This window comes from Pontibacillus sp. ALD_SL1, assembly GCF_017355605.1.
In genome coordinates, this window is record NZ_CP062974.1 from 3,199,936 (window position 1) to 3,224,016 (window position 24,081).

Here is a 24,081-nt window from a genome sequence, read left to right on the forward strand (position 1 = left end):
TTCAGAGTGTGATCCTGACCACGAGCCCCTTTTTCTTGCATTCCGCCTCTACTTCCGAGTGATATCACTGCTAAATTTGTAACGATCCGCACGATACGCTGATTTCACGACTTCAAAAGGGGTTCCATCTGTTAATACTGAATTCCGCTCGATCACAAGCACTGGTGAAGAGAGTGGAACCTGAAGCAACTCTGCTTCCTGCTGATCCACGATTGTCGCTTCGATCACCTGCGTTGCTCTTCCAATTTGGTATCCGTGAGTCGTCTCCATATATTCATAGAGAGAACCTTGCACACTATCCTGATTTAATCCCGGAGCCAATTTTGCCGGTATAAACGTCGTCTCAACAGCCATCGGTTCTTGGTCTGCAAAACGTATACGCTGAATCAAAAATAACTCCTCTTCTTGCTGGATCCCAAGCTTACCAGCCATATCCGCTTGAGCTGGAACGACGTCAAAATGAAGCAAACGACTGCTTGGCATCATTCCCCGTGCTTTCATATCTTCTGTGAAACTCGTCATTCCTTGTAACGTTTGTTCAATCTTTTGCTCGGCCACAAATGTCCCACGACCTTTTTCCCGATACAAAATCCCGTCGTTCACCATATTCGTAATCGACTGGCGAACGGTCATCCGACTCACATCATAGGTTTCAGACAATTCTCGTTCAGACGGAATCATATCCCCAGGCGCAAACTCCCCTTGTTGAATTTGCTGCTTAATCTGCTCTTCAATCTGGTAGTACATCGGCATTGGGGAACGTTTATCCAACATGAAAAACCCCTCCTCTTAATCTTAGATCTTCTGATAAGCAGACAAGTCCACAATCAGCGTCACATCAGGATGGGAATGAAGCGCTGAGGCCGGGAAATCCTCACTCACTTCCCGAGAGAGAAGCCTTCTGATCGCCTCCGCTTTCTTCTCACCGCTCGCAATAAGAACGATTCTCTTACTCTTCATAATGGATTGAATCCCCATCGTAATCGCTTGACTTGGCACATCACTTTTCGATTTAAAAAAACGCGCATTGGCATCTCTTGTCGAATCCGCTAAATCTACAACATGCGTTTCACTCTTAAACGAACTTCCAGGCTCATTAAAACCGATATGACCATTATGGCCAATCCCGAGTAGCTGAATGTGAGGCGGTCCCACCTGCTCAATTAACGCCTCATAACGTACACATTCCTCTTGTAAATTCGACGCCTGACCGTTTGGAATATGAGCTTTTTCTATATCCATATTAACATGTTGAAATAGCTGTTCCTTCATAAACGTGTGATAACTTTGCGGATGATCTTTATCAACCCCGACGTATTCATCCAGGTTTAAAGTTGTCACACGAGAGAAGTCCAGTTCACCTGCTCTGTATCGTCTGATTAACTCCTGATAGGTCCCTCCAGGCGTTCCACCTGTCGCAAGCCCTAGCACGCTCTCCTCATTCTCTTCCATGCATTGTTGTAACAGATCTGCTGCTTTTTGACTCATTTCTTGATCGTCTTTCGTTACGATGATCTTCATGAAAGCTCCTCTCCTTTACGGTAACTAATAACTCCTCTACAGATCGTCGCCACCACGTTCATCGCATCATCCATCAATACAAAATCAGCGTCTTTTCCGACTGCTATGCTTCCTTTTCGGTCAAATACACCAAGTTGCTTCGCCGCATTCTCTGACGTAATTTGAACCAGTTCATGCTTCGTCAAATCACTAATGGATTTCATACGCTTCGCCGCTCCTTGAAGCGTCAAGATACTCCCTGCCAATGTCCCGTCCTTAAGTCGGGCTTCACCGTCTTTTACATGGACGTCTTGGCCACCAAGGTCATAAACTCCTTCAGGTAAACATTTGGCGCGCATCGCATCTGTTATCAAAATGGTGTGATCAGAGCCTTTTTGCTTGTAAGCAAGGCGGATTGCATCAAGGTGAACGTGAATTCCATCTACAATCATCTCTGTCATCAGCTCATCATGCAGCAGCGCTCCTCCCACTACTCCCGGTTCCCTGTGGTGAAGACCGCTCATCTGGTTAAATAAATGAGTCACATGCTTCGCTCCATGCGCGACAGCTGCTTTCACTTGATCAAACGTTGCGTTCGAATGTCCAATTGAAGGCACCACACCTTCATCTGATAAATACGTAATAAAATCAAGGGCCCCATCCTCTTCAGGAGCAAGCGTAACGAGCTTAATATGTCCACCGCTCTTCGTTTGCCATTTTTGAAAGAGATCCACTTTCGGTGACACAATGTGCTCAAGCGGCTGAGCTCCTGCTTTATCTTTTGAAATAAAAGGACCTTCTAGATGGATACCTAGCATTTCAGCCCTACCATCTGGCTTCTGACGGCCAACATAACGACCTGCATTTTCAACAGCCACTTCAATCGCCTCATGAGACTGTGTCATCGTCGTCCCAAGAAAACTTGTTGTTCCTTCTCTCGGCAGCACGCGACTCATTTCCTCTAAAGCGTCTTCCGTTCCGTCCATCACATCACAGCCATTTGCTCCATGAATGTGCACATCAATAAAGCCGGGATACAGAGTAAGCTGGTGACCCGCCCCATCGATCAAGACCTCAGCCTCATCTTGGATTTCAGTAACTATCTTTTGAATTCTCCCGTCTTGAATGAAAACATGGCCGGTTTGAACGGTTCCGTCTTCTAATAAAAGTTCCACGTCCTTAATCATATAAATCTTAGACATATCAGCCCTCCTCATTAGAAAAGGAGAGCTTGGACTCTCCTTTTTCTTGATTTATTTTTGTATCGTTACGATGTTCGTGGTTTGTGAATCCTGAACTCCCGTCTTATGAAGGGTTAAGGACTCACCATCCAGATTCGTGAATACAATTGGCGTTACGATAGAAGGCACTTTGTCACGGATTCTATCAAAGTCAACTTTAATAAGAGGCGTCCCTTTCGTCACCGCTTGCCCATCTTCAACAAGAAGCTCGAATCCTTCTCCCTGAAGTTTCACTGTGTCGAGTCCAATATGAATGAGAACCTCAATACCACTCTCTGTTTCAAGTCCAATCGCATGCTTAGTCGGGAATACGTTCACAACTTTCCCGTCTACAGGAGAAGTGAAGGTATCCCCACTCGGATCAATAGCAAAGCCCTGCCCCATCATTCCTTGAGCAAACACTTCATCCGGAACTTCAGACAACTCCATCACACGACCTTCAATCGGCAAGGCAAAATCTTCTCCAGCTAAGGATTTCTCAGACGCCGTCTCTTCACATGGCTCTTCACCATCAACCGTTTCATCTGGTGCTTCTGTATCTCCACGATCCATCCGCTTCCGCATTGCATCAGCAACAAACTCAACTGTTGTTCCGACAATAACCTGAAGATTCTTCTTGCTCATTTTCATGACTCCACGAGCACCGAGTCGTTTAAGCTTTTTCTCATCTACTTTGTCTTGGTCCGTAATCTGCATACGTAAGCGCGTCGTACAGTAATCAAGACTTTCGATATTGTTCATACCACCAAGGGCTTCAATATAGTGATAAGCAACCGCATCATAGTCGCCCTTCTCCGTCTCGATTTGTTCGTCCTCCATGTCTTCATCCTCACGACCTGGTGTCTTGAGGTCCAACTTAATAATGAGGAAATAGAAAATGACGAAGTAGATCGCTCCCATCACGAGTCCCAGACCAGCTAGTAACAACGGATTTTGAGCTAATGTAAAATTCAACAGATAATCAATTAAACCTGCCGAGAATCCAAATCCGTGTCGAATATCAAGTAAGTAGGCCGCAATCATAGATACACCCGTTAAGAGCGCATGAACAACGTACAACAAAGGCGATAAGAACATGAAAGAGAATTCAATCGGTTCTGTCACACCTGTTAAAAAAGATGTAAATGCAATACTAAACAGCAAGCCCCCAACAGCGGCTTTACGCTCTTTCTTCGCTGCCACATACATGGCCGCACAAGCTGCCGGCAAACCAAACATCATAACTGGGAAGAATCCAGCCAAGAAATAACCCGCTTCAGGATCTCCGTTTAAGAAGCGGTTAATCTCCCCGTGGAACACCTCACCTGAAGCTGTTGTATACGTACCGAAATCAAACCAGATAACAGCGTTCATAACGTGGTGCAGCCCTACTGGGATTAAGAGACGATTTAAGACCCCATAGATCCCAACACCAGCTGTACCAGCATTTAAAATCCAATTCCCTAGTGCATCAAGCCCATCCTGTACAGGCGGCCACACAAACCCTAGCACAAACGCCGTCGCGACCATCACGAGCGACGTAATTATCGGGACGAACCGCTTCCCACCAAAGAAAGCAAGCCAATCCGGAAATTTCACATTGTAGTACTTGTTGTACAGCAAACCACCAGCAATACCGGCAATCACACCACCAAACACCTTCATATCTATATCAGGGTCAATCGACTGAGCGCCCTCTGTTAAAACAAGGTAGCCAATCGCACCAGCAAGCGCTGCTCCTCCGCTTCCATCGTGAGATAACCCCATCGCAATTCCTATAGCAAAAATAATAGCAAGGTTCCCCAGAATTCCGTTCCCCGCAGCGGTAATGAACGGAATATCCAGCATATCTTCCTTCCCAAGCCGCACAAGTAACGCAGCAGCAGGAAGTGTCGCAATTGGAAACATTAAAGACTTCCCAATGCGTTGCAAAAAGTTGAGCATAAGCTCCCTCCTTAAGATCATAATAACAATGAAAACGCTTTTTATTACGTATAGAATACCACCCAGATATCTAGTTGTCTATACCAGTTATAGTATGGGTGGAATGTTGCTATATTATGTTTTTGAGTTGTCGGGATGCTTTGGGGCTGGTTGTGACACTTTGGGGTGGGCGTCTCGACGCTTGGGGCGGGCGTCTCGACTCTTTCGGTGCTCGTCTCGACGCTTGGTGCCGGCGTCTCGACGCTTGGTGCCGGCGTCTCGACACTTTTGGCGGGCGTCCCGACACCTGGCGCGGGCGTCTGGACACTTTCGGCGCTCGTCTCGACGCTTGGCGCGGGCGTCTCGACACTTGGCGCCCGCGTCCAGACACTTTCGGCGTTCGTCCCGACTCTTGGCAGCCGCGTCTGGACACTCTTAGCGCTCGTCTCGACGCTTGGCTCTGTAATCCGGACACCCGCAAAACGGCCCAAACCTCAAGACACAAAAAAAGAAGAGCTTTTCGCTCTCCTTTTAAATACAATCTATTTTGCTTTTTTCTGCTTCGCGTACTGATCCTTAACAAAAACTAACCCCAGTTCATAATGATCATCTTCATACATCGCACGTTTAGCAAAGCGAATTTCACCCGCTGTATCACGAACGGCAATTTTGCAATAAGCGAGATTGGACTGAACAGCATGGTAAAAGTCCTGCTCATTCGTAACATGTAAACCATTCACCTTCTCAATCGTTTCCCCTACAATTAAGTTCATATCATCAGCAGGAGAACCAGGTATTACACCTAAAATCGGCAGTCCATCATAACGTGGTGTGAAATAAGGGTTTCTCCCCTGGTCCCGCCATCTTAGTAAAAATGAACTAATCTCTCGCCCAACAGGTGCAACGAGCACAGCGACAAGTGCCAGAATTGGATAATAGAAGCTTGCTGCAGCCAAGCCAATCACACCAATCGATAATACAACCATTGATGCACGCATCGTTAGGGCTGCGTGTCTCGGAGACACACCACGGACCACATGTTCAAACCCTAATAGAATCGGCGCCATCATTAAGCCATATGTTTCATCACCAACAGCAAGCATCGGCCACCACTCAACAAAAGGCTCAATCGCTCCTCCTGGAATTAAGAAGAAAACAGGAAGAAAACCAAGTCGCTTCAAACGATGCTGACCAATTAACTTACCCCGTCCTCCTTTTACATATTGCGGGAAGGAATCATTATTCTGAAATCGTTGATACATAATCGCTTCAACCATTAATAATACCCCAAGTAATAGCGCTAAAGCTGATAAACTCGTGTCTTCTAAAACACTTACCCATGAGTCAGGAAGGAACGATCCACTGAACTCCGGGATCCATAATAAAAGCACTGCAGTTAGTGCTAACGTATAAGCCGGAGAAATCCAGTAAAACCGAAGAGACAAAGTAAGAAGAATAACAACAGCCGACCACAATAAGACAACAGGATAAGGAAGGGAAAAACCAACTGCTATAGAAACAATCGATAATATAAGTCCAAATAATAAACTTAACCCAATCGTCTTACGCAACTCCGCAAATATATTAAAAATCTTACTCCCAAAATCCCGCCTCTCCCGCTTAATCCGCTTCACAGAAGCCAATAGCAAAAGCAACACGGTCCAATAAACAATCGGCTGCAAAAACAACCGCCCAAACCCTCTCCCAAGTTCCAAAAACCAATCAGAAATCATGATGTAAACCTCCTATAATGAAATGCGCAGGCGGGTGCCCAGGGCCGTACGGATAAGACAAGACGCGGAAGTGAGCTTGCTCACTGCAGTGGCTTGTCTTATCTCGCTAGGCCCTACCCGCCGAAGCTGGACAATGAAATGCTGAGGGCCGCGCTTAGACACGGCAGTCATAAGACAAGCAGCGCAGTGAGGTGTTCTTCCCTCACGGAGCTGATTGACTTATGTACCGAGTGTCTGCGGCCCGAAGCTGGACAAATCGAAATGCGCAGGCGGGTCGCCCAGGGCCGTACGGATAAGCAAAATGACGGAAGTGGGCTTGTCCCACTGCAGTCAGATTGCTTATCGCGCTAGGCCCTACCCGCCGAAGCTGGACACTAATGAAATGCTGAGGGCCGCGTTTAGACACGGCAGTCATAAGTCAAGCAGCGCAGTGAGGTGCTCTTCCCTCACGGAGCTGATTGACTTATGTACCGAGTGTCTGCACAAGCGAAATGCGCAAGCCACACACAGCAAGCAAAAGCCTCATTCACTCTCCCCCAACCCTAACATCTATTCATGAAAAAAATCCGTAGCGATATGCTACGGATTTAATTCGATACGAATCGTTAAATTCCTGCTACCTTATTCACTAAACAATACGTTTAGAGCTTTTTTCAATTGGGTGTCGTTCTCTTTGTTTTGAACTTTCTCAATGACTCTAGCCTGAATTTGAGAAGCTGTTTCTTTGTTCACTTCACCCGTTGATTTAAGGTCATTTGCCTTTTGGAAGGCCTTCACCGCTTGAACGGTTTCTTGACTAAAGTAACCATCTTTACGTCCTGGTTTATAGTCAAGCCCCTCTAACATCTTCTGAACGTTAGCGACCTTTTCGCTATTTTGGTCAAACGATAGTGGTTCATCTTTAATCTGAACTGGGTTGGTATAGAAATAATCAGGTAAATCCGCTTTAATAGTTGGCTTGATTCCATCTTTATGAATCCAGTTGCCATCTGGAGTAAGCCATTTATAAACGGTTAGCTTCATACTACTGCCGTCGCCCATTGGAAGAGGTTGTTGAACAGTACCTTTACCAAACGTTTGATTCCCGATCAGTTCATAGTCACCCGCTTCTTTCATCGCGCCTGCTAAAATTTCAGAAGCAGATGCACTACCTTCATCGATTAAAACAGTAATAGGGTACTCTTTTTTGCCTTCTCGTTCTGTGAAGTAGCGTTCTTTTTGGCCTTCGCTATTCTCTACTTGAACCATTGGCTTATCTTTCGGGATGAAGTTCTTTAATATCTCTTGAACCGATGTGAATAAACCGCCCGGATTTCCGCGAACATCGATAACAAGTCCCTCAATTCCTTTGTCTTCTAGCTCTTTAAGCTGTGTATTAAAATCTTTCGCTGTGTTTTCAGAGAAAGACGTGATTTCAATGACACCTGCTTTTTTGCCGTCCACTTCTTTTACACTAGAATAAACCGTTTCAATTGGAATCGTGTCACGCACAACATCAATCGTTAGTGGCTCCTGAACGCCTGGACGTTCAATTTCTAGGGTAACCGTTGTGCCTTTTTCTCCGCGGATTTTTAAAACAGCGTCATATAAATCTAAGCCTTCGATGTTTTCCCCGTCGACACTTAAAATTTGGTCTTTTGGCTTAAGGCCTGCTTTTTCAGCAGGGGAACCTTTAAACGGAGATACAATCGTTACTTTTCCATCAACCATACTTACTTCTGTTCCGATTCCTTCAAATGAGGAAGAAATGGAGTTGTTGAATTGCTCCATCGTTTCTTGGTCCATGTACACGCTGTATGGATCTTCTAACGTATCGAGCATGCCTTGAATCGCGCCTTCTACTAATTTTTGAGACTCAATGTCCTGAACATACTTGTCCTGGATTAAAGAATAAGCACGGTTCACTTTGGAAAGCTCACCATTATTATCTTCTTTCAATCCATCGAGGATATCCCCGAGCGACTCCTTTGAACCTTGATTTTCATCTGTAGAAGCCTGACTCTCGCTGTTTGTCACTTCGCTCTTAGCCTGTCCTTCACCAGGCTCAACGAGTTGGACGCCCGCATACGTAATGATTGCCCCTAATACCATAGAAGCAACGAGCAAGACGGCCAGATACCGTTTTCTTAGGTTCATACCTTTCACCTCGAATAAATCGATTTTCGCACCGAAAATGCTACACAAATGGGCATCACACCGCCTTGTGAGATGCCTTATATTCCTACTATATGCCAGAAACAAACCCGACATGTCCACGATAAAAAAGAAAAGCTTTCTCCTAATTCCTTACCTACTAGTGTACACCATTTTTTGGAGCCACAAAAGATGTAACCTAAATATAATATGAATCATACATCTTTTACATAGCAAGACCGACATTCTGGCGTGATGAATGTCGGTCTTCCTTCTTATTTATCTTCAATCCACTCTAAGATGCCATTTAAGTCCTCATAAATCTTATCTGGTTCTAAGTTTAGCTCCTCGACTGGTAAGCGGTTGCGATTAATCCAAGCCGTTTGGAAACCGAAGTTTTTCGCACCTGAAATGTCCCATCCATTTGACGACATGAAAAGGACTTCTTCTCGCTTCACGCCAAGCTGATCTAGGGCATACAGATATGAATCCTGGGAAGGCTTAAATTGTTTAACACCATCAACACTTAATACCTTATCAACATAATTCGTTAATCCTGCATGTTCAAGAAGAGGAGTAAGCGTTTCAGGGGTTCCGTTTGAGAAGACTACGCGCTCATAGTTCTCAAGTTTTCCAAGCACCTCTTCCACCTCTTCATAATGATCTAGATGTAAGTAGGCATCCATAAGGGCATCACTTTGTTCCTGCGTCATTTCCTCACCATGTTTCTTCACCGCGTAATGAAGTGCATTCATCGTAACAACAGGAAATCGGCGGTATTTCCCCATGACCTGATATAAGAAGAAATACTCAAGCTGTTTCTGCCTCCAGGACTGACTGATCGCTTCACCTTTTTCCGGGAAAAATTCTTCACATTTCTCTTTTACGGTATGTACGTCAAAGAGTGTACCGTATACATCAAAGATATAAGCTTTAATTGGTTTCGTCATTTATGGCTTCATCCTTCCTAGTGCTAGACGTTTCCTTTTATGAATCTAGTGGTTCTAATGCCATATAATCTCTCCATAAAAGTCTTCTTCCATTCTTTACCCTTCACCTGATCATCATAATCTCACGGGGACCGTTTGGATAAGCTTTGTTAGAAGACATAGTATGCTAGCTTTATAGTTACGAGGATATGAGAAATGTCAAACCTTACACATACGAAAATAAGAGCCACACCTCGAGAGGTGTAGCTCTTACCTTGAACTTTTCTATTGTTTTAGAAGTTAATATACCTTGATGGATTTACAGCATTGGTCTTCGAAGCGTTCCAAGGCCCAACGTGAAGTTCAAAGTGTAGGTGTGTTCCAGTGGAGTATCCGGTATTACCCATTTCACCAAGGACTTGGCCTTGCTGAACCGATTGTCCACTTGAAACGGCACGATTTTGCATGTGCGCATAAACCGTTGTATAAACTTGTCCTCCTTTTAAGTGAGAAAGGAATACAACGTTACCGTAACTTGAAGAATAATAGGATTTAATAACCGTCCCTGACGCTACAGCTTTAATTGGATTAGATGCACCTGCGCGACCTAAGTCAATACCAGGGTGTTGTGTTCCCCAACGTGGGCCGAAAGTAGATGTAACAGGTCCAGCTGCCGGGCGAATAAATCCGCTTGAGCTTGGAGCAGACGGTGCTGGTGTTGAACTTACATTGTTACTGCTGCTTGATGAGTTGCTAGAGCTACTTGAGTTGTTGCTAGAAGAGTTGTTGCTAGAAGAGTTGTTGTTTTGTGCTTTTTGTTCGGCTTCTCGTTTTGCTTTTTGTTCCGCTTCTCTCTTCTGCTTTGCTGCAAGTGCTGCCGCTGCTTCACGTTCTTCAGCTTCTTGTTTAGATTGTTGCGTACGTTGGCGTTCAGCTTTAATAGCTGCTGCTTGGCCTTGAAGGATTTCTGCTTGTTCCGAGAATTCCATTTTCTTATCATGAAGCTCTTGCTCTTTTTGCTCTAAACTATCCATTAGCTCACGCTTTTGGTCTAGCTGCTCGTCAAGTTGAGCTTTAAGAGATTCTAACTGCTTCTTCTGATCTTCTAAGTTGGACTTCTTCGTTTCAAGCTGCTTCTTCTTGTCTTCTACTTCGACTTTCTTTTCTTCTAAAGCCTTTTTCTCAGACTGATGCGTATCTAATATCTTTTGGTCCTGGCCCATGATCTTATTTACAGCTGATGTGCGATTTAAGAAATCACCGAAATCTTTTGATTCCATAATCACTTCTAAATAACTAATGTCTCCGCCATTTTTTTGAAGGGTACGAAGGCGATCTTTCAAAAGCTGCTCTCGTTGCGCAATGCTTGCAATTAATTCTTTAATCTCTTTTTTAAGCTGTTTAATTTCTTTTTCAGTTTGTTCGATTTCGTTATTTGTTTTAGAGATTTGTTCTTCTTTTGCGCTAATGTCACTTGCTGTATTCGAAACTTTTTGATCAAGTTCTTTCATCTGTGCATCGATTTTTTCTTGTTTTGCAATATTTTCACTAAGCTCTGATTCTGTTTCGTCTTTATTTTCAAGCGCATTCGCTCGTTTTTCATCTAATTCAGCTTGTTTCTTTTTCAACTCGTTAATTTCCTGTTGTAATTCTGAAGAAGATTTCGCCATCACTTTCTCAGCAGAACCTGCAAACGTTCCTGCTAATAAAAGTGCAAAGATCGAAAACATGCTTACTATCTTTCTCATATTCCGCCTTTCCCCTTCCCTGTCTAAGTGCTGTTTTATACTTTTAGGAACTTGCGGACACTCATCACGCTTCCCCATACGCCAATGAACGCTCCGATCGCAAGTAAGATTAATGCTAATTGCCATGCTAGTGGATCAAATGGAATAATCTCCACAAATGAGAAGTTTATCTTCTCTCTTAAGTTGTTATACACATAGTAATAGGCTCCTAAAGTTACTCCAATTGGAATAAGTGATCCCAGGATTCCGAGTAACATGCCTTCAATGAAGAACGGCCAGCGAATGAAGCTGTTCGTTGCTCCAACGAGTTTCATAATACCTATTTCTTTGCTTCTTGCTGTAATGGTAAGTTTAATCGTGTTTGAAATGAGGAATATAGCTGTAAATACTAATCCTGCAATAAGTCCGATCCCAATGTAACGTGCGTATTGGGTGAATTTCAACAACTTCTCAACTACCTGTTGCCCGTATGTAACTTCGTCGACGTTATCAAACGTGGCAATTTCGTCTGCAACATCAAATGTATCGACAGGATCTGCTGTCTTTACTACAAAGACATCATTGAGAGGATTATCCTGCTCAAATAACTCCCACTGCTTGCCATCTTCACCCATTGTCTCCATTAGGCTCTCAAGCTCTTCTTCCTTAGATGAGAATTGGAGACTTGATATTTCAGTGATATCTCTAATTTTCGCTTCAATTTTTTGAATATCTTCTTCTTGGGCTGTTAAATCAACAAGAACTCTAATTTCTACGTCGTCTTCAACATTGTTCGCCATCTGATTTAGGTTCAACATCAGTGCAACGAAAATCCCGACTAATAGTAGAGTTGTCGTTACAGCACCAATGGATGCTACTGTCATCCAACCATTTCGGTAGATGTTCTTTCCGCCTTCACGTATATGCCTACCTACCGTTCTAAGCTTCATAACCGTATTCACCTCGATGCTCATCGCGTACAATTCGACCATTTTCGACTGCTATAACGCGCTTCTTCATGGTATTTACGATGTCTTTGCTGTGTGTTGCCATAATAACGGTTGTTCCACGTGCATTAATTTCTTCGAAAATCCTCATAATTTCCCAAGACGTTTCCGGGTCTAGATTTCCTGTTGGCTCATCTGCAATCACCGTCTTCGGATGATTTACAATGGCTCTTGCAATCGAAACTCGCTGTTGTTCACCACCGGATAACTCATCAGGAATATGACGAGCTTTGTGTTTGAGGTTTACAAGATCAAGGACTTCCATAACACGGCGACGGATATTCTTTGGTGTTTCCTCAATTACTTCTAATGCAAAAGCAATATTTTCATAGACTGTTAATCTTGGAAGCAATTTAAAGTCTTGATATACAACGCCGATATCTCTTCTTAAGTGTGGAATCTTACGTTCTTTCATTTTATTTAAATAAACTCCATTAATCGAAATGGAGCCGCCAGTAGCCTTTTCTTCTCTATACATCATGCCGACAAGTGTTGATTTACCTGCTCCACTTGGTCCAACGACATAAACGAACTCACCTTGTTCAATTGAGAGGTTCACTTCATTAAGAGCAGAAACCCCATTCGGATATGTTTTCGACACGTCTTTCATTTCAATCATTAGCAAACCACCTGTACATGTATGATTAATCTTGATTGTCTGTTTGTCCATATTCTGTCTACATTTCTAAAATTCACTTCGTCTTTTGTCCTACTCATTATAACATCTATTTTCTATTTTTTTAGACATATTTTTATTACATTTTCATTTCAAATGTTGTCATATTATGAAATCTGCTAGGGAAGCACAAGAAATTTGTCACCGTACTGGAAAATCCACAAGAAAAAAGCCCAAAGTATTGAATACTTTGAGCTTTTTCATTACATATGTTCGGGTAAATGAGTCCTTATTTCTTAGATGCTAACCAAGCAGAAACGGTATTGGTCTCTTCCTCACTCAGGTTCTGAGCTGGCATACCGCCTTGACCATTCTTGATAATATCTGCGATCTGACTCTTGTCTAGCTTTGAACCAATTGTTTGAAGAGATGGACCTACTTGACCAGATAGATCGTTTGCATGACATCCAGCACATGTTTGCTTATAAATCTTCTCAGCAGCTGCTGTATCAACAGCACCTTCACCGCCACCTTCGCCTTCAGTGCTTTCGCCACCATCGGTACCCGTGTCACCATTTGTTCCTTCTTCTGTTTGTGTGTCTTCGCCATTGTCAGTAGTGGCATCTTCTCCACCATCATCGCCACCGCCACCACATGCACTAAGTACAAGAGCGGATCCGAATAACAGGGCTAACAGTTTGCTTTTCATGTTACTTCCCCCTAACGAAGTAGTGTAGTTTCCATCAAGGATATTATAACCAATTCAGGAAGTTTTAAAACCCTCCCCAAGTACCTCAGCTGCATCCATTGCAATAACAAAAGCTGAGGGGTCAATACTCTTAACGGTTTGTGTCAATTTGGTGAATTCACTCTGCTCCACCACGACCATGATGATATGGCGATCTTCATTCGTATAACCGCCTTTACCGTTTAACACGGTTACACCACGATCAATTTCCTTGATGATAGCTTGCCTCACTTCTTCTAATTCATTCGAAATAATCATGACATTTTTTGAACGATTTAAACCAACCTGCACAAGGTCGATTGTTCGGGAAGTAGCAAATAAACCGATAAGAGCAAATAGACCCTTTTCAATGTCGAACACAATGGCTGCCGTTGTAACAATTAACCCATCTACCATAGCTACACAAAGTCCTAGTGGTATGTGGGTGTATTTATGAATAACTTGAGCAATAAGATCTATTCCACCAGTTGAAGCGCGGCCTCTGAACACAATACCTAACCCTATTCCAACACCCATGCCTCCGAATATTGCGGCAAGAAGTGCATTCTCTGTAGCCGGTTCAATTCCACTTGTCAGCTTAACGAAAAATGGCAACGCCAGTGTCCCAACTAATGATTTAGCACCAAAGTTCTTGCCAAGAATAATAACGCCTAATATAAATAGCGGAATGTTAAGGGCCCACTGAACATACGCCGGATCCCAGCCAAACAGCCCTTTCGTTATGGTACTGATTCCAGCCACACCACCAGAGGCAATCTCATTCGGTAGTAGGAAAATATTAAACGCGGTAGCCACAAAGGCTGACCCCACAATCACTAACGTGTACTCAATAATATGCCGTAGCCATTCTGGCATCGGCTCTCTCCGATACTTCTTCATCATCCCCAAAAACCCCTTTCCTTTAGCTCACTACATAGTGCCAGACACCCTTTAACAGAGTAAAGGGTGTCTGGCACTCGCTGTTACGGTAAAGTGTGAAAGCGAACCTGATTGTCCTTTCTTTGATTGTGTGCATTTGAGGACGAGTTCACTCACATATGTATTCATTTTCGTAAAAGTCCGATATGGAGTATAGCACCAAACCCTGAAGGTGTAAACGACACCGAAATAACGTATTAGCGCGGTAAAGGAGTGCAGGGTGTCTGACACTCTTTAGTGTTTTAGAGCAACGCTTGGTGTCTGGCACGCTTTAGTGCTTTAGTGCATCACTTGGTGTCTGGCACGCTTTGGTTCTGTAAAGCGCAAAAAAGCCTGCCGGGTGGGCAGGCTTTTTTTGTATTAGTTGATGAGGGAGCGCAGGTAGGCGTCGATGAATGGGTCTAGGTCTCCGTCCATGACACCTTGTACGTTTCCGACTTCTTTGTTCGTTCGGTGGTCTTTAACCATGGAATATGGGTGGAAGACGTAGGAACGAATCTGGCTTCCCCAACCGATTTCTTTTTGTTCTCCGCGGATTTCGTCCAGTTCACGCTGCTGACGTTCGATTTCTTGTTGATATAACTTCGACTTCAGCATCTTCATGGCTTGTTCGCGGTTTTTGATCTGAGAACGTTCAGACTGACACGTTACAATCGTGTTCGTTGGTGTGTGCGTAATACGGACAGCGGAGTCTGTTGTGTTAACGTGCTGACCGCCGGCACCACTTGCACGGTACGTGTCTACTTTAAGATCTTCTGAACGCACTTCAATATCAATCTCATCATTAAACTCTGGCATGACCTCACAAGACGTGAAGGATGTATGGCGACGGCCTCCTGAGTCGAACGGGGAAATACGCACGAGACGGTGAACCCCTTTTTCCGCTTTCAGGTAGCCATAAGCGTTATGACCTTGAATGTTTAGCGTTACGCTTTTCACACCAGCTTCCTCACCTGGAAGGTAGTCCATCGTTTCAACCTTAAAGCCACGCTCTTCAGCCCAGCGTGTGTACATGCGAAGAAGCATGCTTGCCCAGTCCTGAGACTCAGTACCACCAGCACCTGGGTGGAGTTCAAGGATCGCGTTGTTTTTATCATACGGTTCACTAAGAAGCATTTGCAGCTCAAATTCATTAAGTGCTTCAACTAGCTTTTTCATGTCTTCTTCAAGCTCTTCAGCAAGCTCTTCGTCGCCTTCTTCTTTTACAAGCTCGTAGGATACCTCAAGGTTCTCTAAGGACTCGACGTGCTCTTCAAACTTGTGCACGTATCCTTTTAAGCCGTTTATTTCACCAATGACCTTTTGAGCCGTTTCCTGGTCATCCCAGAAACTCGGGTCAGACATTTGCTCTTCTAGTTCAGCAATGCGCTCTTTCTTTGTATCGAGGTCAAAGAGACCCCCTGAAGTCCGCTAAACGATTAGCCATTTTGTCAATCTCTTGCTTAATATCTACTAGTTCCATGACATCACCTCATCTAATTTTAAAACCACTGTAAATAGGGAAGACACCCTCTTCGAAAAGAGCGTGCCCTCACCTATTACTGACCATGACAGTTCTTGTATTTCTTACCGCTACCGCAAGGACAAGGGTCATTGCGCTTCACGTGGTCCGTTTTTACAACAGGTTTACGTTTCTTCTCTTTTTGTTGTTCTTGTTCGTCTTGTCCGCCAGAAACAGCTTGTGCTCCTTTGGCTACTTCCTGGCGCTGCAGGTTCTCACGAATTTGAGCTTTCATCACGTATTTTGAAACTTCTTCTTCAATGGCCGCGATCATCTTCTCAAACATCGCAAATCCTTCGAACTGATACTCGCGTAACGGATCGTTCTGACCATAAGCACGCAGGTGAATACCCTGACGCAGCTGATCCATCTGATCGATGTGATCCATCCACTTTGTATCAACTGTGCGAAGAAGGATAACTTTCTCAAACTCACGCATTTGATCAGGCGTTAGTTCTTCTTCTTTCTTATCATAACGTTCCTTCACTTTTTCCATGATGAGTTCAATCATCTCTTCAGGGTCTTTCCCATTTAGGTCAGACGCTGAAACGTCGCCTTCTTCAAGGATATTGGCGTTTAGATACGTGACAAGCGCATCAAGCTCCCAGTTCTCATCCATCTCATCTTGAGTGTGGAGAGCAACTTGACGCTCAACCGTTGATTTCATCATCTCTTCGATAATCTCACGCAAGTTTTCAGAGGTTAAAACGTCGTAACGCTGCTTGTAAATAACTTCACGTTGCTGACGAAGCACATCGTCATACGCAAGAAGTGTTTTACGAGCATCAAAGTTATTACCTTCTACGCGTTTTTGCGCGGATTCAACCGCACGAGAGACCATTTTACTCTCAATTGGCTGAGAATCATCCATACCGAGACGGTCCATCATGTTACGCATGTTATCAGAACCGAAACGACGCATTAATTCGTCTTCCATCGCAAGATAGAACTGAGATACACCAGGATCACCCTGACGTCCGGAACGACCACGAAGCTGATTATCAATACGACGTGATTCGTGGCGTTCTGTACCCATTACAGCTAATCCACCAAGCTCACGAACACCATCGCCAAGCTTAATGTCTGTACCACGGCCGGCCATGTTCGTCGCAATCGTAATGGCACCTTTTTGACCTGCGTTCTCAATGATTTCTGCCTCACGGAAGTGGTTCTTCGCGTTTAAGACGTTGTGCGGGATCTTCGCTTTCTTCAAGTAATTTGAGATGAGCTCGGACGTTTCAACCGCAACAGTACCGACTAGAACAGGCTGTCCTTTTTCATAGCGTTCTTTAATGTCCTCTACGACAGCTAAGAACTTCGCATCGGTTGATTTATAAATCATGTCCGCTTTGTCATCACGAGCAATTGGCTTGTTCGTTGGAATCACAACAACGTTCATATTATAAATGTTACGGAACTCTTCTTCTTCCGTTTTCGCTGTACCGGTCATACCAGAGATCTTATCGTACATACGGAAGTAGTTCTGGAATGTGATCGTTGCAAGCGTCTGGCTTTCGTTACGGATTTGAAGGCCTTCTTTCGCCTCAATCGCCTGGTGTAAGCCATCGCTGTAGCTCCGACCTTTCATTAAACGACCCGTAAATTGGTCAACGATCACAACTTCTTCTTCCTGCACCACGTAGTCCTGGTCACGAAGCATAGACGTGTGCGCTTTTAACGCCTGGTTAATGTGGTGAGTAATCGACACGTTTGGAAGGTCATACAAGTTCTCGATATTGAAGAAGCGTTCTGCTTTGTTAATCCCTTGTTCTGTTAGTTGAACACCTTTTGTCTTCTCATCATACGTATAGTCCTCTTCTTGAGTAAGGGTACGCACGTATTGGTCTGCCTGATGGTAAAGGTTCGCAGACTTTTGCGCAGAACCTGAGATAATAAGTGGCGTACGCGCTTCATCAATTAAGATGGAGTCCACTTCGTCAATGATCGCGAAGTGAAGTGGGCGCTGTACCATTTGTTCTTTATATAACACCATATTGTCACGCAGGTAATCGAACCCAAACTCGTTGTTCGTACCATACGTAATATCGGCAAGATAAGCTTCTTTCTTCTCTTCCTTCGACATGCCGTTTAAGTTCAAACCGACAGTTAGACCAAGGAATTCATGTAGTTGACCCATTTCACTAGAGTCACGTGTCGCCAAGTAATCGTTGACGGTGATAATGTGAACGCCTTTTCCAGTGATGGCGTTTAAATAGGCTGGTAAAGCAGAGGCTAGCGTTTTACCTTCACCCGTTTTCATCTCAGCAATGTTCCCTTCATGTAAGGCCACTGCACCTGATAACTGAACTGGGTAAGGGCGCAATCCTAATACACGTTTCGCTCCTTCACGAACGACCGCATAGGCATCTGGTAAAATATCATCAAGATCTTCACCTTTTTGATAACGCTCTTTAAATTCTTCTGTTTTCGCACGAAGATCCTCATCTGAGTACTTCTCATATTGAGGTTCTAAAGATTCAATCTGATCGACAACTCGCTGCATCTTCTTAAGTTGGCGTGAGTTATCGTCTCCAAATACTTTTTTCAGCAAAGCACGCATGTATAACGCTCCCCTATTTATAGAAATCCGTTACTTAATTATTAGTTAGATCTGACAATAATCATAACACTTTTAGGTAGGAAGTGACAACTTACTATCAGGAAGCGCAGGCGCCTTGCTCACCACCGATAAGCTTAAGGCAAAACGGGCTATAAGTTGCTTTTTACTTATAGCCCGTTTTGCCTTAAGACCTCGAGGTGGTAGGCGCCGGAGCTGGACTACTATCCCCTATAATGAAGAAAAGAACAGCCCGAGGATGAGCTGCCCTTTTAAATGAGGAACTTGCGAGGAATCGTGCGAGGGAGGTGAGGCTGCAAAAACGGGGGTTTAAACTTGAAGGTGATGAAGCTCGACGCGACGCTGTCGTTGATCCAGTTCGCTAACCTTTCGATTGGTTACAGCGAGGATTTCCAATAGCTGCGTGATCAGCTCTTCCTGCTTTTTAACTTTGTGATACAGTTCAGTATAGGAAAGCTCATCTTTCTTCATAGGCACGCCTCCTTTCATCGTTACCTAATTTATACCATGAGAGCTTTTAAGAGGGCCAACGACAGAAATTGAAAAACTGCAACGAAGAATCCCGGTAAATTAGGGTTTCTGGTTGCAGTTTTTTAATTTTGGTAAGCTGCGGGCTAAAAACTGTTCTTTTTCGAGGAAATGTGAGGAAATTTTTAAGGGGAGTGTTTCCGTTAACTGTAGATAGAGGAAGGTGGTCCGAGAAATCACTCGCTTTCCGCGGCCCCACACGACGTGGGATCGTTCGACGTTGTCACAGGACGTGACGTTCTTAGTCGAACTTCCTCTTTTATTTACGAGCTCCTACTGCCGCAGGAGTCTCGCAATTTCTCGGACCACCTTTGCCATATTAGAATTAACGGAAATATGCCACCTGCTGGGTAGTATCGGTTAAGTGCCTATTACCCTTATATAGCGGGGGCCGTTAGACCAAATCAAATCAAGTGGGTTACTGGGGAACGGGGAGACTCCTGCGGGAGAAAGAGGTCGACGAGACCCCGGACTGAACGAAGTGAGGGAGGAGGCTCGACAGCTCGCCCGCGGAAAGCGAGTCGTTCCCCAGTCACCCCTATCGCTCAACAAACGTAACGGCCCTCCCCATACAAAAAAGCTGCCTCCTAAATAGGAGACAGCTTTTCCTTATTCTTTATTAATTTGGTTCGATAAGACCGTATTTGCCGTCGCGACGACGATACACTACGTTCGTGTTGTTCGTGTCTGCGTTTGTGAAGACGAAGAAGCTGTGGCCTAGCATATCCATTTGTAGAACGGCTTCTTCAGAGTCCATTGGTTTTAGATCAAATCTCTTGTTTTTAACAATTTCAATATCTTCATCATCATAAGGATCAGCTTGCTGTGAGCTCTTTTCCATTTCCGCGAAAACGTATTTTGGTGCGCCTTCGTTGCGGAATTTACGGTTAATTTTTGTTTTGTGCTTGCGGATTTGTCGTTCTAACTTCCCTACCACAAGGTCAATGGCAGCGTATAAGTCCACGTGCCGTTCTTCAGCACGGAGTAAGAGATTTTTCATTGGAATTGTAACCTCGATTTGCTGCTCATCATTATAGACACTTAAATTGACATGTACCTCTGATGTAGGCTCCTCATCAAAGTAACGGCCTAACTTACCAATCTTCTTCTCGACGTAATCATTAATCGCCGCCGTTACCTCAAGATTTTCACCACGAATGTTGTACTTCATAGAAAGTGTCCTCCTTTCATCCTTATGTGTACTTATTCTACCACAACTACTAGAATACCTGCTATAATTTTTAGAGTTTTTTGAATACTTTGTGTCAGTAATTGTTGGAAAATAGGATAAGGATGGTTTATTAGGGATACTTCCCCTTTATGTGAGCTGGTTAAACTGCCGATTCTTACTTTTCTTTTGAAAATCGACAACAGCTTTTGTAAGGGCTTCCCTTACTTTTATTATACATCAGAACTATGCAGATTGAGACGTATTATGCTTGGCGAATTGGTGAACTTTCTGTGGAGGAAGTGTGACGGATAGAATGGTCCGTTACGTTAAAAGTGGTTGGACTGGCTGGAGGCCAACTCGCTTTCCTGCGGGGAGCTGGGAAGTCTCCTCGTTCGCTAACGCTCTCTGCAGGGCCTCCCCTAGTATAAAAGTTCTGGCGTGGTGCCCAGGGCCGTACGGACAAGACAGCTTTTTGGAAAAGGCGTTAAGCCTTTGTAAAAAAGATGACTTGTCTCGCTAGGTCCTCCACGCCGGAACTAGATAGGCTCCTTATCCCGCGGGAGTCTCGCAGTCCTCCAGCCTGTCCTGATCTTAAGTGGATAACGGCCCCCTGAGAAAGAACTAGATCCCATACCATCAGACACAGAAGCAGACAAGGGGGGGGCAGCAACTTACTTAGATAGTCGATTTATAAAAAGAAACCCGCTACCTAAGCAGGTAACGAGTCTAATGTTGAATATACGGTTTTAATAGTTGGTGCATACTCAGTCTCCAACTTTCAAAGTTCGGGGCGACTTTTCCGCTGATGAGTGATTTCTTGTCGAGGTTTGTTGGTTTCTCGAACCATTCTGACATCATTTCTACGATTTCTTGAAAGTCGACGATCTGGTATTTCAGCTGTTCTGTGTCGCCAATGAAGGCTGCGAGTTGTTGGTTGCCTTGGTGGAGCTGTTGCATGGCTTGGACGAGGTCGCTGAAGACTTGGTCGACTTCGGGTGGTGCTTCTTCATCCAGGTGCTCTTCTATGTAATCGAATCCTTCACTCATGGTGTGAAGGAGCTGGTCGTACTGTTGTAAGAATTGGACTTTCTCTTCTGTTAGTTCTGCCATACTGTCACCTACTTTTTCTTATCTAGAAACATGCCGTCGTATGTGGAGACGCTTTGATACGGATTGGTATATTTCTGATTCGATGTCTTTCGTTTCTTCATATGAGCAATTTCTGTTTTTAGTTGTTTCATATGAATAGCTACGCGCTCGTCTACTACGCTGTTCATCCGGATGATTTCTTGTCCCTTTTGGCGTTCTTCATCTGTGTATGGGCCTTCTAATCCTTCTATCATCTTGTCCCGCTTCTCGAGTAATTCTGTTAGCTTTTCGACAAACGCTTCTCGTTCTGTTGCTTTAGGGGGCGTTTTTGCTAACTCATACAGTTCTGATGTGATGTCATGAAGTTGGTCAACCTGGCTCATTACGCATTTCCACCGGCGCCGAACTGTTGCTGACGAGTTTGTTTCACAACCTCTTTCCACGTGTCACGAAAATCTGTCATGATCTCAAATGCTTCATTTAAAATGATAGAGTCATTCTTCAGGTTCGCTTCCATTAAACGACGATTCACATAATCATAAAGAGGCATGACTTCCTGCGTAATGGAATAATCCGGGTTCATTGTCACCATAAGCTCCTGCACAATCTTTTGAGCCTTTTGGATATTCGTATTGCGAAGCTCAATATCCCCTTCTTCAATGCCTTTTTTTGCTAGTTTCATAAACTTTAAGGACCCGTTATACAGCATCAGTGTTAATTCGCCCGGTGATGCTGTTTCAACGGAATTGTTTTGATATGCTTGATAAGCCTGTGTAGACATATCCGTAGACACTCCTTTTATTATCCAAACTGACTCATAAGCTGAGCCGATTGTGAATTTAGCTTTTGAATGGCTTTTTCCATTTCGGTAAACTGCGCCCAGTAGCGGTCTTCTACTTGGTTCAGGCGGTCTTCAAAATCATTCATTTCGTCTTTTATAGAGTTAATTTCTTTCCCGATTCTGAAGTTACTGCCAACACTCGTAGATTTCCCAGCTTTGCCTTCAATTTGCTTCATGCCATTGCTAAGAGATTCCTCGAGTTTTCTAGCAATCCCTTTCTCATCCCCTTCACCATAAAAAAGCTTATAAACAGATTCAGGGTCATCCTGTAAAGCCTCACGCAGTTTACTTTCCGTGATTAAAAGCTTGCCTCCATCCCTATAATTAGAGGATGTTTTAATCCCAATATCAGTGATCGTGTCATAAGAACCACTTGTTTCGACAGATTCATACCATTGATTTCGCATCGAAAAAAGCGTACCCTCAATAGCCGAATCATTGCTTAACAAGCCCTTCTTCGCTTGTTCTTCCCAAAGCTCTATCTCTTTTTCTTCCATCGCTTCTTTCTCTTTATCGGTCAGCGGCTTGTAATCACGATTCTTCCGTTCACTCACTTGCTCGTTAGCACTCTCGATAATCTCGTTGTATTTGGCAACGAACTTCGTTATTTTATCAACGGCATGGTCGACGTTATTGTTTACTGTAATAGAGGCGTTTTTTCCGTCTGTTCGATCTTTGAATTGGAAGTTTATGCCGTTTAGTTTGTAGGAATTATCATGAGAGTTTATAGTAAGAGCATTATTGTAGGTGAACTTAGCATCTTGTCCACCAACTTCAGCCTTCACCCACTTACCTGTATCCTCATCTTTCTTACTATTCCAAACACCAAGGGTATCCGTTAAAAAGGCTGCAGTACCCCCATCAAATCCGATTTCAGCGCCTCTAAACCGGCTTGAGTCTGTATTAAAGTTACCAGTCTCCGTACGCTCTAACACGACTTTATCCGCTTGTTTATCGTAGAAGGCTCGAACACCTAAATCAGAGTTATTAATTTCAGAAAAGACCTGATTCAACGTCATGTCTTCTGTAATATTAAACGTCTGAGGATTCGCTGTACCATCTTCGTTATACGTTTCGATTGTGAAAGAAAGATCAGCTGGCAAAGCGTTTTTAAAGTTCATGTCTTTTAATGACGTATTTAAATCAAGTCCATTTCCGTCTGAGATCTTTTCTTTACTTGTGTTAATCGCAGCCGTTGCTAGTTGATCCACTTTAATACTATAGCTCCCGTTACTAGCAGCTGGGTCAGCTGTTGCGGTTACAGCATCAGACATACTTGAACTAGTAGACTTGGTATTGTAGACACTGGAGAACTTCATATCTGATGCCATACGCTCTAGCTCGTCAAAGCTTTTGTTCATATCACGATAAGCATCTCGCTGCCACGTCAGCCACGTTTTCTCTTGCTCCATCTTATTTAGCGGGATTCGCTCAGCCTTCATTAAATCACCGACAATTTTGTCAATGTCCATTCCAGTAGCTAATCCCCCGATTCGCATATCACTCATTCACAGGTCACCACCTTATACTTTTCGATCCACCAAAAATCCTAGAAACTCTGCCATAGAAGCATAGATGTCTAATAGCTTCTTAGGCGGAATTTCTTTAATCACTTCATCCGTCTCTGGATTTACTAGCGTTACGTAATATTCTTCTAATTTATCATGGAATTGAAATTTAAGTTCTGTTTGTGCAGGCTCCATAAAATCATTCATGCTTTGAATAATTTCTTGAGCCTCTTCTTTGTTTAATGCCTTTTCTGTTTCCTGATAAGGAACGTTTGATTCTTTAACCTCAACCAAACCCTCTGTCGATGTTGTATTTACATAGGTGCGCTCAGCCCGTTGCAGAAGTAGGGATTCATGGACCATGTTACCCACTTTCACTGGCAGCCAGCTCCTTTTCACATCTTTATGTTT

Annotated in this window: 21 protein-coding genes; all 21 read right to left on the reverse strand. The window is 43.8% G+C overall.

Annotated features, from left to right (window positions below; translation table 11 throughout):
* Nucleotides 1-48: 48 nt before the first annotated feature.
* On the reverse strand, nt 49-774 hold the full coding sequence (phnF, locus tag IMZ31_RS16185; RefSeq protein WP_207528300.1) for a phosphonate metabolism transcriptional regulator PhnF: 726 nt from the start codon (nt 772-774) through the stop codon (nt 49-51).
* 21 nt (nt 775-795) lie between these two features.
* On the reverse strand, nt 796-1,521 hold the full coding sequence (nagB, locus tag IMZ31_RS16190) for a glucosamine-6-phosphate deaminase (RefSeq protein ID WP_207528301.1): 726 nt from the start codon (nt 1,519-1,521) through the stop codon (nt 796-798).
* Nucleotides 1,518-2,702, reverse strand: coding sequence for an N-acetylglucosamine-6-phosphate deacetylase (gene nagA / locus IMZ31_RS16195; RefSeq protein WP_207528302.1), 1,185 nt, complete (start codon nt 2,700-2,702; stop codon nt 1,518-1,520). The genes nagB and nagA overlap by 4 nt, the downstream gene beginning before the upstream one ends.
* Nucleotides 2,703-2,753: 51 nt before the next feature.
* Nucleotides 2,754-4,664 carry an N-acetylglucosamine-specific PTS transporter subunit IIBC gene (nagE, locus tag IMZ31_RS16200; protein WP_207528303.1) on the reverse strand — a complete coding sequence of 637 codons (1,911 nt, stop codon included), beginning with the start codon at nt 4,662-4,664 and terminating at the stop codon, nt 2,754-2,756.
* 521 nt (nt 4,665-5,185) lie between these two features.
* Nucleotides 5,186-6,376 carry a PDZ domain-containing protein gene (locus IMZ31_RS16205; RefSeq protein WP_207528304.1) on the reverse strand — a complete coding sequence of 397 codons (1,191 nt, stop codon included), beginning with the start codon at nt 6,374-6,376 and terminating at the stop codon, nt 5,186-5,188.
* 621 nt (nt 6,377-6,997) lie between these two features.
* Entirely contained in the window at nt 6,998-8,512 is a 1,515-nt protein-coding gene (locus tag IMZ31_RS16210) for a S41 family peptidase (RefSeq protein WP_207528305.1), read from the reverse strand.
* 272 nt (nt 8,513-8,784) lie between these two features.
* The gene (locus IMZ31_RS16215; protein WP_207528306.1) at nt 8,785-9,459 is read right to left on the reverse strand and encodes a haloacid dehalogenase type II; all 675 of its coding nucleotides are present in this window, start codon (nt 9,457-9,459) and stop codon (nt 8,785-8,787) included.
* A gap of 272 nt (nt 9,460-9,731) precedes the next feature.
* Nucleotides 9,732-11,186 carry a murein hydrolase activator EnvC family protein gene (locus IMZ31_RS16220; RefSeq protein WP_207528307.1) on the reverse strand — a complete coding sequence of 485 codons (1,455 nt, stop codon included), beginning with the start codon at nt 11,184-11,186 and terminating at the stop codon, nt 9,732-9,734.
* A 35-nt stretch (nt 11,187-11,221) separates the two neighbouring features.
* Nucleotides 11,222-12,115, reverse strand: coding sequence for a permease-like cell division protein FtsX (gene ftsX / locus IMZ31_RS16225; protein WP_207528308.1), 894 nt, complete (start codon nt 12,113-12,115; stop codon nt 11,222-11,224).
* Nucleotides 12,105-12,791 carry a cell division ATP-binding protein FtsE gene (gene ftsE / locus IMZ31_RS16230; RefSeq protein ID WP_036782944.1) on the reverse strand — a complete coding sequence of 229 codons (687 nt, stop codon included), beginning with the start codon at nt 12,789-12,791 and terminating at the stop codon, nt 12,105-12,107. Before ftsE ends, ftsX begins: the two co-directional genes overlap by 11 nt.
* Nucleotides 12,792-13,077: 286 nt before the next feature.
* Nucleotides 13,078-13,497 (reverse strand): c-type cytochrome, encoded by a 420-nt coding sequence (locus IMZ31_RS16235; RefSeq protein WP_188652984.1) that lies wholly within the window; start codon nt 13,495-13,497, stop codon nt 13,078-13,080.
* Nucleotides 13,498-13,551: 54 nt separating this feature from the next.
* Nucleotides 13,552-14,415, reverse strand: coding sequence for a YitT family protein (locus IMZ31_RS16240; RefSeq protein WP_207530436.1), 864 nt, complete (start codon nt 14,413-14,415; stop codon nt 13,552-13,554).
* A gap of 399 nt (nt 14,416-14,814) precedes the next feature.
* Nucleotides 14,815-15,916, reverse strand: a protein-coding gene (gene prfB, locus IMZ31_RS16245) for a peptide chain release factor 2 (RefSeq protein ID WP_207528309.1) whose coding sequence is annotated in 2 segments (ribosomal slippage) — nt 14,815-15,843 and nt 15,845-15,916 — 1,101 coding nt in all. Because the reading frame shifts where the segments join, the coding sequence is not laid out codon by codon here.
* Between the two features lie 76 nt (nt 15,917-15,992).
* On the reverse strand, nt 15,993-18,515 hold the full coding sequence (gene secA / locus IMZ31_RS16250; protein WP_207528310.1) for a preprotein translocase subunit SecA: 2,523 nt from the start codon (nt 18,513-18,515) through the stop codon (nt 15,993-15,995).
* Nucleotides 18,516-18,842: 327 nt separating this feature from the next.
* Complete coding sequence (locus IMZ31_RS16255; protein WP_156969129.1) at nt 18,843-19,004, reverse strand: hypothetical protein; 162 nt, start codon at nt 19,002-19,004, stop codon at nt 18,843-18,845.
* A gap of 676 nt (nt 19,005-19,680) precedes the next feature.
* A complete protein-coding gene (gene hpf, locus IMZ31_RS16260) occupies nt 19,681-20,232 on the reverse strand; it encodes a ribosome hibernation-promoting factor, HPF/YfiA family (RefSeq protein WP_036782956.1) in 552 nt (183 codons plus the stop codon).
* Between the two features lie 726 nt (nt 20,233-20,958).
* Nucleotides 20,959-21,342 (reverse strand): DUF8042 domain-containing protein, encoded by a 384-nt coding sequence (locus IMZ31_RS16265; RefSeq protein WP_207528311.1) that lies wholly within the window; start codon nt 21,340-21,342, stop codon nt 20,959-20,961.
* 8 nt (nt 21,343-21,350) lie between these two features.
* Nucleotides 21,351-21,704, reverse strand: coding sequence for a flagellar protein FliT (locus tag IMZ31_RS16270; protein ID WP_207528312.1), 354 nt, complete (start codon nt 21,702-21,704; stop codon nt 21,351-21,353).
* Nucleotides 21,704-22,102 (reverse strand): flagellar export chaperone FliS, encoded by a 399-nt coding sequence (gene fliS / locus IMZ31_RS16275; protein ID WP_207528313.1) that lies wholly within the window; start codon nt 22,100-22,102, stop codon nt 21,704-21,706. Before fliS ends, IMZ31_RS16270 begins: the two co-directional genes overlap by 1 nt.
* Before the next feature lie 20 nt (nt 22,103-22,122).
* Entirely contained in the window at nt 22,123-23,670 is a 1,548-nt protein-coding gene (locus IMZ31_RS16280; protein WP_207528314.1) for a flagellar hook-associated protein 2, read from the reverse strand.
* A gap of 15 nt (nt 23,671-23,685) precedes the next feature.
* Nucleotides 23,686-24,048, reverse strand: coding sequence for a flagellar protein FlaG (gene flaG / locus IMZ31_RS16285; protein ID WP_242705589.1), 363 nt, complete (start codon nt 24,046-24,048; stop codon nt 23,686-23,688).
* Nucleotides 24,049-24,081: the final 33 nt, after the last annotated feature.

Bases quoted from the DNA above. Each gene is read 5' to 3' on its own strand.
- phnF (WP_207528300.1), bottom strand. From the start codon at position 774: ATGTTGGATAAACGTTCCCCAATGCCGATGTACTACCAGATTGAAGAG.
- nagB (WP_207528301.1), bottom strand. From the start codon at position 1,521: ATGAAGATCATCGTAACGAAAGACGATCAAGAAATGAGTCAAAAAGCA.
- nagA (WP_207528302.1), bottom strand. From the start codon at position 2,702: ATGTCTAAGATTTATATGATTAAGGACGTGGAACTTTTATTAGAAGAC.
- nagE (WP_207528303.1), bottom strand. From the start codon at position 4,664: ATGCTCAACTTTTTGCAACGCATTGGGAAGTCTTTAATGTTTCCAATT.
- IMZ31_RS16205 (WP_207528304.1), bottom strand. From the start codon at position 6,376: ATGATTTCTGATTGGTTTTTGGAACTTGGGAGAGGGTTTGGGCGGTTG.
- IMZ31_RS16210 (WP_207528305.1), bottom strand. From the start codon at position 8,512: ATGAACCTAAGAAAACGGTATCTGGCCGTCTTGCTCGTTGCTTCTATG.
- IMZ31_RS16215 (WP_207528306.1), bottom strand. From the start codon at position 9,459: ATGACGAAACCAATTAAAGCTTATATCTTTGATGTATACGGTACACTC.
- IMZ31_RS16220 (WP_207528307.1), bottom strand. From the start codon at position 11,186: ATGAGAAAGATAGTAAGCATGTTTTCGATCTTTGCACTTTTATTAGCA.
- ftsX (WP_207528308.1), bottom strand. From the start codon at position 12,115: ATGAAGCTTAGAACGGTAGGTAGGCATATACGTGAAGGCGGAAAGAAC.
- ftsE (WP_036782944.1), bottom strand. From the start codon at position 12,791: ATGATTGAAATGAAAGACGTGTCGAAAACATATCCGAATGGGGTTTCT.
- IMZ31_RS16235 (WP_188652984.1), bottom strand. From the start codon at position 13,497: ATGAAAAGCAAACTGTTAGCCCTGTTATTCGGATCCGCTCTTGTACTT.
- IMZ31_RS16240 (WP_207530436.1), bottom strand. From the start codon at position 14,415: ATGAAGAAGTATCGGAGAGAGCCGATGCCAGAATGGCTACGGCATATT.
- secA (WP_207528310.1), bottom strand. From the start codon at position 18,515: ATGCGTGCTTTGCTGAAAAAAGTATTTGGAGACGATAACTCACGCCAA.
- IMZ31_RS16255 (WP_156969129.1), bottom strand. From the start codon at position 19,004: ATGAAGAAAGATGAGCTTTCCTATACTGAACTGTATCACAAAGTTAAA.
- hpf (WP_036782956.1), bottom strand. From the start codon at position 20,232: ATGAAGTACAACATTCGTGGTGAAAATCTTGAGGTAACGGCGGCGATT.
- IMZ31_RS16265 (WP_207528311.1), bottom strand. From the start codon at position 21,342: ATGGCAGAACTAACAGAAGAGAAAGTCCAATTCTTACAACAGTACGAC.
- IMZ31_RS16270 (WP_207528312.1), bottom strand. From the start codon at position 21,704: ATGAGCCAGGTTGACCAACTTCATGACATCACATCAGAACTGTATGAG.
- fliS (WP_207528313.1), bottom strand. From the start codon at position 22,102: ATGTCTACACAGGCTTATCAAGCATATCAAAACAATTCCGTTGAAACA.
- IMZ31_RS16280 (WP_207528314.1), bottom strand. From the start codon at position 23,670: ATGAGTGATATGCGAATCGGGGGATTAGCTACTGGAATGGACATTGAC.